The organism is Planococcus sp. PAMC 21323, assembly GCF_000785555.1.
GTDB lineage: Bacteria > Bacillota > Bacilli > Bacillales_A > Planococcaceae > Planococcus.
Genome location: NZ_CP009129.1, coordinates 3,160,099 through 3,173,200, shown reverse-complemented (window position 1 = coordinate 3,173,200; position 13,102 = coordinate 3,160,099). Strand labels below are relative to the sequence as shown.

Below are 13,102 nucleotides of genomic sequence, written 5' to 3'. Positions count from 1 at the left end.
AACAGAAAAAAGCCTTAGGAATTTTGATTCCTAAGGCTTTTGCTGTTTATTTGCCAGCAACATTCACGTATTCTTCTAAAGTCTTGCCACTATTTTTCACTTTAGGCGCCAATTCAGATCCTATATAACGGTAATGCCAAGGTTCATACATATAACCGGTAATTTTTTCTTTGCCTTTAGGGTACCGCAGAATAAATCCGTACTGATGAGCATTCGCTGCAAGCCATTTCCCTTCTTTTGTTGCAGCAAACGATTCTTTCAGCCATTGCGATTGATTGCTGCCACCCAAATCGAATGCTAAGCCCGTTTGATGTTCACTATAACCAGGCTTTGCACTAAAGCGATTGGCTTCTGCTACTCCGTTCTTACGTACGTAATTATTATAAAGTTCTTTTTGACGATTATACGACCGAAACGTACTAAAAGCAGTCAACCCAACCTCTTGCTTTTTCGCCTCAAGAACCATAGCATCTATGGCCTTTTGCGCCAGTTTGTTGACGCCTGGATTATAATTAGACGGTAGACCATATTGTTTATTTACAATTAAGATGCCCGCTGCATAAGTTCCGGGTGTCTTATTTGATGGTGCTGGGTAAGCTGTTTTGAGACTTGATGAATTGCTCAAATAAGCTGAATTGACCCACCCCGCCTTGCTGCCATATTTCACTTTATACCAAGTGCCTTCTTTGCTCATGTATTCAACTTTTCCCCCTTTAGGGATCGAGCCAATAATCAAACCGCTGACACTTGGTTTTGAACGCATATTTAATTGATCAATGGTTACATAAGTTACCTGCTTCTCAGGTGTCTTTGGAGCCACCGGGAATTTTTCAGGAGCTAAAAGACGCGCCATAAATGCCGCGAAATGCTGGCGTTGCAAAGATTCGTTTGGTTTGAATGTTCCACCAGGATATCCGTTCGTCACACCTGCTGTTGCTAAACGGCTAATATAAGCATTAGCCCAATAAGAAGAGTGGACATCGATAAAAGAAATTTTCTTATCCTCTTTTAATTGGTAGGCTAGCGTTAAAATCTTTGCCATTTCTGCACGAGTTAATTGACCTTTTGGATCAAAATATTTTACGCCTTCTGTCGTTTCTTTTCCTTCGATAAAACCTAATTTCACCGCTTTGGCCACTTCGTCATATCCCGGTGTATCAGGTGTTACGTCTGCAAAACCAGGGTCTCTGCCTACAGTATCTTTATCATCTAATTCACGCAAAATCATACGGACAGCGTCTAAACGTGTAATCGCAGCTGCTGGCTTAAAACTACCATCCGGAAACCCTTTGATGATGCCTAACCCTGATAGAAAATCGACTTCTTCTTTAAAGCTTGTCACGTCTTTAAAAGAGCTTGTAGCATTGCTTGACCCAGGCATTAGCGTTAAAGCCAATAATAATGTGGCAACTACTAACCCAATCTTCTTGTTTAGTGATTTTTTCAGCAATCTCATCATTTCCTCTCAGTAAACCTCTTATCGGATCTTACTTATTGCCATTATAATCTAAAAAAACCTGCTCAAGGCAGGTTTTTACGCTTCATCATCAATAAATTCAGGTTCTACTTTTTCTAGTTTTTCTTCACTCAAAATCGTGTACATGTTAACTGTATCTTCTTTTTTCGCGACTTCTTTCAACATATCAACGCGGACTGTAACAACTTTTTGACCAAAGCGAATTTGCAGCTCATCATTTTCTTTTATCACTGAACTTGCTTTTGCTTTATTGCCGTTTACCGTAATACGTCCTTGGTCCGCTACTTGCTTAGCTAAAGTTCGACGCTTAATCAAGCGCGATACTTTTAGAAATTTATCGAGTCTCATTTTAGTCTTCCTTTCTTGCCAATAATTTGGCTTGGTTCCAAAATGCATCTAACTGCTCTAACGAATAATCACTAAAATCACCGGTTCCTTGCTTTACTTGCTGTTCGACATAATAAAAACGACTTTGGAATTTACGATTCGCTTGCATCATAGCTTCTTCGGGTGACAAATCAAAGAACCTCGCAAGATTCACTAATGTAAACAGTAAATCGCCCAATTCATCTAATTGGCGAGCTTTAGAACCATTCGCTATTTCTTCTTGGAACTCCTGCAATTCTTCATGGAATTTATCCCAAGCAGATGCAGCGTCCCGCCAAGTAAAACCAACTTTCGCCGCCTTTTTTTGATAATTAAACGAGGTTGTCAATGAAGAGCTAAATCGTTCTTGTCCTTCTAACAATGAATCTTTTAGCGGTTTTTCCTGCGCTTTAATTTCTTGCCAATTGGCGATCACTTGCTCGGAATCTTCAACTGATACCTCCCCGAACACGTGAGGATGACGACGAATCATTTTTGCGTTAATGGATTCAAGTACATCTTCTATTTGGAAATAGCCGTTATCTTGACCAATTTGGGCGTGTAAAAATACTTGCAATAAGACATCGCCCAACTCCTCGACAATGGCTTCATCATTTTCTTCTTGAATCGCTTGAAGCAATTCGTGTGCTTCTTCGATTAAATGTGGACTCAACGACTCATGCGTCTGCTCACGGTCCCACGGACAACCTTCAGGGCTTCGTAGCTTCGCGATAACGCTGCGGAACGTTTGCCACTCTTTTAGTCGCTCGGTTTGTTCTGCTGCTGGTGGCACATAAATTGTCGTTAAATTAGTAACTTCCGCCACGCGATCCAATTCATGAAGCGGTACGGTACGTAATACTTCGTTTGCTGACCCCGCTGCCGTAACGATTGTCACCGGGTAGTCGTCTGGATACTTTTCCATAAGCGTTAGCTTTACTTCAGATGCACTAAAGCTATCGTATACTTGAGCAATTAGTAAATGCTGCGTCATATTTACTTGATCGCTCGTCATCTCAGTGCCATCCATTAATTGAAACCCTTCGATTGGATCGATGCGAAGTGCGCCGAACAAAGAATCCAAAAAGCTATGCCCGCCTTCAATCGACAAGTGGCAGCGTCCTTGTTTTTCAGCTGCTATCAAATTTTGTACCGTTTGTTCTGCCACTAACGGGTGACCTGGCACAGCATAAATGACCGATTTTCCAACAGACAAGTAGATTAAAGTTTCGGCAATTTCTGCATACACTGGGCTAAAGCTGTCGTGTTTTTCATACACACTGTCAAAACTTGTAAACGTTACGCCTTCTTCTGCTAACTCTGTTAACACCGGATGGTCCTCTGTCCGCACATATAAATTTGTTGAGGCCTTTAGTTTTTTATAAACGCCGAGCGGCAATTGATCTAGATCTCCGGCTCCAAGACCGATTATGTGAATAGTATTCATCGCTTTTCACCTTTTTTCTTTGAGTTTATTGCTAATTGGAATTTGGCCAGCTTGCGACCAAATGGAATGATGTACCATTCTTTCTCTGTAATGATTCGGCTTTTTCCGATGATGATCATAAATAGGAATGCGCCGAGTGGAATGGCTGTCATGGTGGTAAATGCAGCGCTGGAGCGGCTCGATAAGCCATCAAATAAATAGCCTTCAGCTATTAGCGACCACCCTAACACTACAGCAGACATTGCCAGTGCAGCTCCCGTAAGCCAACAATAGTAAGAAAGAGATGCAAATTGAAGTGACCATACTTTTTTAAAATAGATGAGTAAACCGCAAACGATTACGGCCAGACCGATATTTCCGGCAACAGCAGCTCCCGCTACTCCCCAAACTGGCAATAACAACAAGTTGCAAATAACTTTTACCACTAACCCCAATATGAGCAATACAGCTGGAACTCTCACCTTTCCAAGTCCATGAAGCATCGCTGTCATAATAAGAAGTAAAGACATCCATACAATTTGCCAACTAAAAATGATTAACGTCCATGACTGTTCGCGCGTTTGAAATAAGGTTTCATTGACATATGGCATAACGAAAGTGAGTCCAACCGCAGCAGCAAACGCAAATAAAAACGACACGCGAAAGGCTAAACGGGCATACATGTCGGCCGACCTACCAGTTGTATTCCGAGAGGTCCGCGCCACTAACGGAACAATCGCTAAAGTAAGCGAAGTGGCGATCAAAATACCAAATTGCACCAACGGCTGACCACGATCATATATTCCTTTCTGTTCCATGGCCGTCATTCGAGCAAAGCCACTTTCTTCTAGCAATCGAAATACCGTAAACGAATCTACTAACTGAAAGAGCACCAAAATTAACGAACTCATGCTGACACTCAAACTAATTGCGGTCATTTCTTTAATCACTGACCAAGTTTGAACTGATGAATGCTGTTTGAAAAAACTAGAATGACGACGAAAATACAGCAATAACAACATCACTGCTCCAAAACCACCCGCAACAGCACCGAGCATGGCCATTTGACCTGCTGCATACAGAGAAAAGCCCCGCGAGATCACAATCCACGTTCCAATCAATATAACCGAGACGCGTAAGCCTTGCTCGATTACTTGAGCATAGGCAACGGGTGCCATATCATTGCGTGATTGAAAAAAGCCTTTTAATATCGCGAGCGGTGCCATCAATAAAACCGCAAATGCCCCGACTTTAAGTAAGCTATCTAATTTCGCATCACCCATCCAACTGGCGAGCATCTCAGCACCGAAAAACAATAAAACAAATACTGTAATAGAAATAGCTGCTACATAAATAAATGCAATGCGTAAAATTGCCCGGTGCGCCGACTGATGGTTGTCTGCTAATAATTTGGAAATCGCCACGGCAAAACCGTAAGAAGTCCATATGCCGAAAATGGCGACAAACGGATACACTTGCTGATAAATATAAAAGCCTTGGTCTCCGACAAGGTTTTGAAAAGGCACTCGGTAAATAGCACTGAGCAATTTAACGATAAATCCCGCAATCGTTAGCAAGACTGCACCTTTCATAAACGACTTCATTGTGCCTTCATTGTTCAAAGGACCCACTCATCTCTTTCTGACATTAAGGTTATCGTTCGTTTCTATACATCGCTCTGGCGCTTTGGGCATAGCTCTCGCAAGAAACTAGGAAAACATTCCCTCAATTTACAAAGCTGACTTTTCTTCACGCAACGATTCTGGCAGTAATTTCATCATACCTTCAAGAACATCAAACGGGTGCTGCTTTTTGGTTTTATTTTCATCAATGGTCATGACCAATTGCTGACCAGACATACTAAATCCAACAGCACGGCCATAAGCGGCAGATTCTTCGACCACTTTTCCGCCGTTAATACTCGCTGTGCCTTTTTCGCTTAAGCGAACAGAAACCATTTTGCCATTTTGTTTAATCGATTCTACCCCGACTTCGCGCGCCCACACTTTCATACGCGCAATGCGCAATAAACTATCCGTTTCAGTCGGCATATCTCCGAAACGATCGATCAATTCATCTTGCAATTCACGCATTTCTTCTTCTGTTTCAACGCCTTTAACGCGCTTGTACATTTGAATCTTTTGGTAACCGTCACTAATATAGGCATCTGGAATATAAGCATCTACATCGAGTGAAATTTCAATTTCCGGTATTACTTCTTTTTTAACGCCAGTTTGACGTTCATCAATTGCTTCTTGCAGCATTTGCGAATACAAATCAAAACCGACTGAATCAATAAAGCCATGTTGTTGTGACCCGAGTAAATTACCCGCTCCGCGTATGGTTAAATCGCGCATAGCAATTTTAAAACCAGAACCAAGCTCTGTGAATTCTTTGATCGCCATCAATCGTTTTTCGGCAACGTCGGTTAACACTTTGTCACGCTGGTACATAAAGTATGCATACGCCACACGACTCGAACGTCCAACACGCCCACGCAATTGATACAGCTGTGACAATCCCATGCGATCGGCATTATAGACAATCAATGTATTTACGTTTGGAATATCAATGCCGGTTTCGATAATTGTCGTTGTCACTAAAACATCGTAATCGCCATCAAGAAAACTCAAGATAACTGATTCCAATTCCGTTTCACTCATTTGCCCATGAGCATAACCAACGCGTGCTTCAGGAACCAATTGTTGAATTTCTTCTACTTTCCGCGTCATATCATCCACACGGTTATACAAATAAAAGACTTGTCCACCTCGCGCCATTTCACGTTCAATGGCTTCGCGAACGAGCGCACCGTTATGTTCCATCACGTAGCTTTGGACAGGAAAACGGTTTGCTGGTGGTGTTTCGATTACGGACAAATCGCGCACACCAATCATCGACATATGAAGCGTACGGGGGATTGGCGTCGCTGTTAACGTCAAGACATCTACGTTTGTCTTCATCTGTTTGATTTTTTCTTTATGAGTAACACCAAAGCGCTGTTCTTCATCGATAATTAATAATCCTAGATCCTTGTATTGCATATCCTTCGATAAAATACGATGCGTGCCGATGACAACATCAACCGAGCCATTTTTCAACCCTTTAACGGTTTCTGTTTGCTGCTTTTTAGAGCGGAAGCGACTCATTAATCCGACCGTTATTGGGTAATCTTTAAATCGTTCACTCATGGTTTCAAAGTGTTGCTGCGCCAAAATTGTGGTTGGTACAAGAAATGCTACTTGTTTGCCGTCGAGTACTGCTTTAAATGCTGCACGAATGGCAACTTCTGTTTTCCCATAGCCAACATCTCCGCATATAAGGCGGTCCATCGGTCGTTCATTTTCCATGTCGCGCTTTACTTCGTTAATCGAGCGCAATTGATCGGTTGTTTCTTCATATGGAAACTCGGCTTCAAATTGTCGTTGCATATCTTGCTCTTCGGAAAAGGCAAAGCCTCTCAATGCTTCGCGTTCGGCATATAGCTTGATCAAATCATCTGCAATGTCTTGGACCGCTGCAGAAACTTTTGTACGTGTTTTCTTCCATTCTGCGCCGCCCATTTTATGCAGTTTTGGTTCTTTTTCTTCAGAGGCAATGTACTTTTGTATCAAATCAATTTTATCGACCGGTACAAATAATTTATCGTCAGCTTTATAAACGATATGCAAATAATCTTTATGAACGCCTCCGCTTTCAAGCGTTTCAATGCCTATAAAGCGACCAATCCCGTGGTGGATATGTACAATGTAATCCCCTGGCTTAATCTCTGAGTAGCTCTTAATACGCTCAGCATTTGTTAGTTTTTGTGCACGTGTTTTCTTTTTTGGCTGTTGCTTAAACAATTCAGAGTCTGTAATGACGGCTAGTCGCTGCAACGGCATTTCAAAGCCCGTTGACAATTCCCCATCAAGCAAATAAATTTGCCCGCCTTGTATTTCAGTTGAAGGGGTGGCAATCACAGCCTCCATATCGTAATCTGCTAACACTGAACGAACTTTTTCTAGACGCTCATCTCCCTGTGCAACGATAAAAATTTGCGACTTCCCTGACGTCCAGCGCTCCATTTCAGCTTTTAGTAAATGCATTTGCCCATGAAAAGATTGCATCGGCTTGCAGGAAAAAGCCAATGACTTTTTGATAGATACCATGGGGAACGTCCGAACGAATAGGGATAAAAAAGTGACTTTATGCTGCAACTTCGACATCATTTCGCGGAACGTATACGTTAACGGCACATCGTGAACAAATTTCCCCTCTTCAAGAAGTGAAACAATCCAATCGCCTTCTTCACGTTCCAGAGTATCCGTCATTTCTTGAATTCGTCCGAGCTCATCAAAAAAGACCAGTCCATTCCCCGGGAAATAATCACCCAAAAATGCTGATTGTGTATCAATTAATGAAGCGTACTTCGCTAATTGTTCAGGAGTTTCTCCTTGCTTCAATAAATCGATGTCATGCTGAATATGTTGAAGCATTAAGGCTTTCGTATCGTCAGCTTTGATTTTTTTCAAACTAGAAGCCAATTGAACTTCCAGCTTTTCCGCCAATTGAGTTCGTTGATCCGGGGACAGTACCAATTCACTGGCTGGCAAAATACAGAGCGATTGGACTTTTTCGAGTGAACGTTGATCTTCCGCTGAAAACAAGCGCAACGAATCCACTTCCGTATCGAATAATTCGATGCGCACGGGATGTTCAAAATTCAGTGGATAAATATCTAAAATGCCTCCACGAAGCGCAAATTCACCGGGTGTGGTGACCATTGGCGTACGCGAGTATCCCATTGCTACCAATTTTAACAGCCATTCATTTGTATCAAGTTCTTCGCCTTCTGCAATTCGCAAATTAGCATAATCCCATTGCTCTTTTGTTGGCAATAACTTGCGCATGCCTGCAACTGGTGTAATGTAAATACCTTTACCGACACTCTTCATATGATCAAGGGTGTCAATGCGGTGAGCCCTTAATTCTGGACCGGAAAACGATACCTCTGCTGCGATTAGTTCTTCTGCGGGATAAAGGTGAACTTGTTCTTCTCCTACTAGACGAACCAAATCATCGTACACACGCTGTGCATGCAATAAATTGGGTGTCACAATCAATAAAGGTTCTTCTAATTCGGTCCAAATCGTTTGATAGAAAATTGGTCTTGCGCTGCCGGATAAACCGGAAATCAACTGATGGTCGTTTCCTTTTTTTAAATCGTCCATAAATCGTTGTGTCTGTGTATCCTCCGAAAAAATCTGTAAAATATGATTCATCCAACTTCCTCCTTTCAAAAAAATACATGAAACAGAAAAAAGCCCTGAACGCCAAATGCGTCAAAGCGGTTAAACTCCATTAAACTCATTCATAACTTCTACATAAGGTTTAGATAGCCATGTTTCACAAGCAGCTGCACTTTTTTTAATCGCCGCAGTCATTTCTGGGATTTCTTCTTTCGAAAATCGCTGCAATACATAATCCGGTACTTTCATACCTGTTGGGGGACGGCTAATCCCAATGCGCAAACGGTTAAATTCCTGATTTCCTACATGCTGAATTAACGATTTAATGCCATTATGACCACCTGCACTGCCTTTTTGACGTAATCTTAGTTGCCCTGTCGGCAAATCCAAGTCATCGTAAATAACGAGTATATCTTTTAAATCAATATTATAGTAATCCATTAATGCTCCTACGCTCTCACCGGATAAATTCATGTATGTTAATGGCTTTAACAACATCACTTTGCCTTCAGGTCGGTGACTCACAGAATACATGCCTTTAAACTTAGATTGTGTTAGCGGTGCATTCCATTGGCTCGCCAAGTAATCGATTACTTTAAAGCCGATATTATGACGCGTATCTTCATATGCTTTGCCCGGATTGCCCAGGCCGATAATCAATTTCATATCCATCTTCCTTTGCTTTATCACTGTTTTTTATTTTATCATAATTAGTTTGTAAAAAAAGCATATGCGACTTTTCATACAACGTAAAAATAGGGACTGTCTCTCGACAGTCCCTATTTTCCATTCAAATTTATGCTTCTTTATCTTCTTCTTTAGAATCTTCGCTACCAACCACTTCTGGTTCTGCATTTTCTTCTGTTCCAGACTCAAGTTCGTCCATTTCATCTTGTGTACGAGGTGCAGTTGCAGAAACAAGGATAAAGTCATCTTCGTCAAGGATTTCATAAGATACCGTTTCACGAATATCACCAACCGTGATCGTTTCGCCGATTTCCAATTTCGAGATGTCTACTTCTAGTGCATCTGGAATATCAGATGGTTTCACACGAATATTTACTTCGCGGTTCGGCTGAGTAACAAATCCGCCTTCTTTTTCACCAACTGATTCGCCAGTTAAGTGAACAGCTGCAGCTACTTCTAGCTCATCTGACATATTGATTGCTAAAAAGTCGACATGCTTAAAGCTACCTTTTAACGCATCCATTTGATAGTCGCTTAATACGACGTTTTTAGTCGTACCGTCAATTTCCAATTTGATAACGCCATTACGTCCAGATTCACGTAACGTTTTAATCAAATCAATTTCAGTTACTGTCACTGGTGTTGTCTCTGTTTTAAAACCATAAACTACGCCCGGCACATTGCCTTGTCCACGAAGTTCCGTTAATGCAGAATTTTTATTGCTGCTTTCTCTTTTTTGTGCAGTCATTTTTACCATTGATTTCAGCCTCCAGTTATATTAAAAGTACGTGTTCACTATAAGTACATACTTAGTACATACCCGTGTTTTGTCTTAATGAAACATAGAGCATAGATAGATGTTACAAATGATCAATCAAATAAAGTGCTGACAGATTTTTGTTCGTGAACACGAACAATTGTCTCAGCTAGCAAACGAGCTACAGATAACTGCTTGATCTTAGGAGATTTCTTTTCTTCAGGCAATGCAATCGAATTGGTAATGATCAATTCCTTGATAACCGAATCATTAATACGTTGCACAGCTGGACCAGAAAGGACTGGGTGTGTACAGCATGCAAAAACTTCTTTCGCACCGCTTTCGATTAATGCACTCGCAGCAATGGAAATTGTACCTGCTGTATCAATAATATCATCGATAATGATGGCTGTTTTGCCTTCTACATTCCCTACAATGTTCATGACTTCAGCAACATTTGGTTTTGGACGACGTTTATCAATAATGGCGATTGGTGCTTTCAAACGATCCGCCATTTTACGAGCGCGTGTAACCCCGCCGTGGTCTGGTGAAACGATGATGACATTTTCAAGGTCAACGCCACTTTCATTCAAGAAATAATCAGAAAGCAATGGTACGGCTACCAAGTGGTCAATCAAAATATCGAAGAACCCTTGAATTTGAGGAGCATGCAAATCAAGTACGATGACACGAGTTGCTCCTGCAGTTTCCAATAAGTTCGCTACTAATTTCGCTGTAATCGGTTCACGTGAACGGGCTTTACGGTCTTGTCGCGCATAACCATAGTAAGGCATTACAACATTGACTGTGCGGGCAGAAGCACGTTTAACAGCATCAATCATAATTAATAATTCCATCAAGTTTTCGTTGACCGGCTGAGAAGTCGATTGCACGATAAATACGTCGTAGCCACGAATACTTTCTTCAATATTAATTTGGATTTCACCATCGCTGAAATGTGTTACTGAACTTTTTCCAAGTGGAATACCTGCATGTTCAGAAATTTCTTCCGCTAGCTCCTGGTTCGAATTCAATGAAAAGATTTTCAATTTCGAGTTTGCATTTTGATAGCCCATTAGGTGTGAACCCTCCTATTTTTTCTTGTTTAATCTACTTGCATAGCCTTCTTTATTTTCTTGGCGTGAACGTGCAATCGCCAATGAATCCTCAGGTACATTTTTGGAAATCGTAGATCCTGCGGCAACGTATGATCCTTTGCCTACAGTAACCGGTGCAATCAGATTTGAATTACAACCGATGAATGTGTCATCTTCAATAATGGTTTGGAATTTATTTTTGCCATCATAATTTACAGTGATGGTTCCACAGCCGATATTCACACCTGTTCCGACAGTAGCATCGCCAATATAGCTCAAATGAGAAACCTTACTATCGTTACCGATTTCTGCTTTTTTCACTTCGACAAAGTTACCGATTTTCACATCGTTGCCTAAAACTGATTGTGGACGAACGTGCGCAAATGGCCCTACAGCTGTATCTGTACCAATGCTGCTATCGTAAATTTCTGAACTACGAATTGTTGTACGGTCACCGATCACGCTGTTAACGATTTGGCTGTTTGAAGAAATAATGCAGTCTTCGCCAATTTTTGTGTCGCCTGCAATTGTTACATTCGGATGAATAATCGTATCTGCTCCGATTTCGGCTTGTGCACTAATATAAGCAGTTGCCGGATCAATAATCGAAACGCCCGCTCTCATATGCTTTTCAGCAATTCGTTTGCGCATAGTGCTCTCAGCTTGGCTTAACGCAACGCGGTCATTGACTCCCAATGTTTCATCAAAGCTATCTGTTGCATAAGCAGCAACGATTTCACCTTGCTTTTGAAGAATTTCAATAACATCCGGCAAATAATATTCACCTTGAACATTATCATTAGAAACCAATTGTAACGCTTCAAATAACGCTTCATTATCAAAGCAATATGTTCCTGTATTGATTTCTTTTACTTGTTGCTCTTCTGGAGAAGCATCTTTTTGCTCAACGATTTTTTCAACAATGCCGTCGCTATTGCGAAGAATTCGACCGTAACCTGTCGGATTTTCTGCAATTGCTGTTAAAATTGTTGCTTTTGCTCTAGTTTCAGCATGCTGGTCAAGTAAGGCTTGCATCGTTTCTGGACGAATTAATGGTGTGTCGCCACAAACAACCAAAGTTGTGCCCGCTAAACCTTCGATCAATGAAGCTGTTTGCTGTACCGCATGAGCCGTTCCAAGCTGCTCAGCTTGCAAAGCGTATTCACTTTTTTCCCCTAGTTGCTGTTGAACTTTCTCAGCACCGTGGCCGACAACTGTAACGATTTTCTCAACACCGAGTTGCTCAACATTATTTGTTACATGTTCAACCATTGGCATACCACAGACCGGATGAAGTACTTTGTACAACTTCGACTTCATGCGCGTTCCTTGACCCGCTGCTAAAATTACTGCATATGTATTTGCCATCTGTTATCCCTCCACTCCCAATTTGATCAGAACCCTTTTGTTAGTTCTACCCATGTATTTATTCTATCAATTGATTAGTCAAGTGTTACCCTAGACATGTCAATCAAAAAATTCGCTTTTCCTTATTGACTATAGCGGAAAAACCTTGATTTTTCAAGGTTCTTAAGCATGACAATCCCATGACAAAAAAGGCAAATAAAAAAAGAGCCTATTTTACAATAGAAGGCTCCTTGTTTCAGCTTCATTAAACGCCGGCATTTTCTAAGACCGATTCGCTTTCACTTTGCTCATATGCAGTTAAGACGGCTTCTTGCAATTTCGTGCGTGCGCTCGAGTTGATCGGATGGGCAATATCTCGAAATTCTCCATCTGGCGTTCTTTTGCTCGGCATCGCTACAAACAAGCCATCGTTTCCATCAATTACACGAATGTCATGAATCACAAATTCGTTATCCAGCGTGATGGAGGCGATTGCTCTCATTCGACCGTCGGTTTGTACACGTCGTAGTCTCACATCTGTTACTTCCATTCTCTTGTTCCCCCTCCTCTCAGCTGCTGTTTTAAACCCTAATTATGGTTATTCGCTACAAAGGACTATTCTCCTTCACAAATAACAAAACTTATTAGAAAATTTACTCAATAAAGAGAAGAAGAGGATAATGGACGAACAAAAAAGCAGGTCACCTCACAAAT

At 41.3% G+C, this 13,102-nt stretch carries 10 protein-coding genes; all 10 read right to left on the bottom strand.

Annotation, left to right across the window (positions count from 1 at the left end; all coding sequences use genetic code 11):
* Window positions 1-46 precede the first annotated feature (46 nt).
* The gene (locus PLANO_RS15530) at window positions 47-1,456 is read right to left on the bottom strand and encodes a D-alanyl-D-alanine carboxypeptidase family protein (RefSeq protein WP_038705309.1); all 1,410 of its coding nucleotides are present in this window, start codon (window positions 1,454-1,456) and stop codon (window positions 47-49) included.
* A gap of 78 nt (window positions 1,457-1,534) precedes the next feature.
* The gene (locus PLANO_RS15525) at window positions 1,535-1,825 is read right to left on the bottom strand and encodes an RNA-binding S4 domain-containing protein (protein ID WP_038705308.1); all 291 of its coding nucleotides are present in this window, start codon (window positions 1,823-1,825) and stop codon (window positions 1,535-1,537) included.
* Between the two features lies 1 nt (window position 1,826).
* The gene (mazG, locus tag PLANO_RS15520; protein ID WP_038705307.1) at window positions 1,827-3,290 is read right to left on the bottom strand and encodes a bifunctional methyltransferase/pyrophosphohydrolase YabN; all 1,464 of its coding nucleotides are present in this window, start codon (window positions 3,288-3,290) and stop codon (window positions 1,827-1,829) included.
* Entirely contained in the window at window positions 3,287-4,891 is a 1,605-nt protein-coding gene (locus PLANO_RS15515) for a putative polysaccharide biosynthesis protein (protein ID WP_081976701.1), read from the bottom strand. Before PLANO_RS15515 ends, mazG begins: the two co-directional genes overlap by 4 nt.
* A 108-nt stretch (window positions 4,892-4,999) precedes the next feature.
* Window positions 5,000-8,533, bottom strand: coding sequence for a transcription-repair coupling factor (mfd, locus tag PLANO_RS15510; protein ID WP_038705306.1), 3,534 nt, complete (start codon window positions 8,531-8,533; stop codon window positions 5,000-5,002).
* Window positions 8,534-8,602: 69 nt separating this feature from the next.
* Window positions 8,603-9,166 (bottom strand): aminoacyl-tRNA hydrolase, encoded by a 564-nt coding sequence (gene pth, locus PLANO_RS15505; RefSeq protein WP_038705305.1) that lies wholly within the window; start codon window positions 9,164-9,166, stop codon window positions 8,603-8,605.
* Between the two features lie 130 nt (window positions 9,167-9,296).
* Window positions 9,297-9,944, bottom strand: a complete 648-nt coding sequence (locus PLANO_RS15500) for a 50S ribosomal protein L25/general stress protein Ctc (RefSeq protein WP_038705304.1) — start codon at window positions 9,942-9,944, stop codon at window positions 9,297-9,299.
* A gap of 113 nt (window positions 9,945-10,057) precedes the next feature.
* A complete protein-coding gene (locus PLANO_RS15495) occupies window positions 10,058-11,020 on the bottom strand; it encodes a ribose-phosphate diphosphokinase (RefSeq protein ID WP_008433114.1) in 963 nt (320 codons plus the stop codon).
* A gap of 15 nt (window positions 11,021-11,035) precedes the next feature.
* Window positions 11,036-12,409 (bottom strand): bifunctional UDP-N-acetylglucosamine diphosphorylase/glucosamine-1-phosphate N-acetyltransferase GlmU, encoded by a 1,374-nt coding sequence (gene glmU / locus PLANO_RS15490; RefSeq protein WP_038705303.1) that lies wholly within the window; start codon window positions 12,407-12,409, stop codon window positions 11,036-11,038.
* Window positions 12,410-12,653: 244 nt separating this feature from the next.
* The gene (spoVG, locus tag PLANO_RS15485) at window positions 12,654-12,938 is read right to left on the bottom strand and encodes a septation regulator SpoVG (protein WP_038705302.1); all 285 of its coding nucleotides are present in this window, start codon (window positions 12,936-12,938) and stop codon (window positions 12,654-12,656) included.
* Window positions 12,939-13,102: the final 164 nt, after the last annotated feature.

What these genes read in the sequence shown, in the direction of transcription:
- spoVG (WP_038705302.1), bottom strand. Translation starts at nt 12,938, where the DNA reads ATGGAAGTAACAGATGTGAGACTACGACGTGTACAAACCGACGGTCGA.
- glmU (WP_038705303.1), bottom strand. Translation starts at nt 12,409, where the DNA reads ATGGCAAATACATATGCAGTAATTTTAGCAGCGGGTCAAGGAACGCGC.
- mfd (WP_038705306.1), bottom strand. Translation starts at nt 8,533, where the DNA reads ATGAATCATATTTTACAGATTTTTTCGGAGGATACACAGACACAACGA.
- pth (WP_038705305.1), bottom strand. Translation starts at nt 9,166, where the DNA reads ATGAAATTGATTATCGGCCTGGGCAATCCGGGCAAAGCATATGAAGAT.
- mazG (WP_038705307.1), bottom strand. Translation starts at nt 3,290, where the DNA reads ATGAATACTATTCACATAATCGGTCTTGGAGCCGGAGATCTAGATCAA.
- PLANO_RS15530 (WP_038705309.1), bottom strand. Translation starts at nt 1,456, where the DNA reads ATGAGATTGCTGAAAAAATCACTAAACAAGAAGATTGGGTTAGTAGTT.
- PLANO_RS15525 (WP_038705308.1), bottom strand. Translation starts at nt 1,825, where the DNA reads ATGAGACTCGATAAATTTCTAAAAGTATCGCGCTTGATTAAGCGTCGA.
- PLANO_RS15495 (WP_008433114.1), bottom strand. Translation starts at nt 11,020, where the DNA reads ATGGGCTATCAAAATGCAAACTCGAAATTGAAAATCTTTTCATTGAAT.
- PLANO_RS15500 (WP_038705304.1), bottom strand. Translation starts at nt 9,944, where the DNA reads ATGGTAAAAATGACTGCACAAAAAAGAGAAAGCAGCAATAAAAATTCT.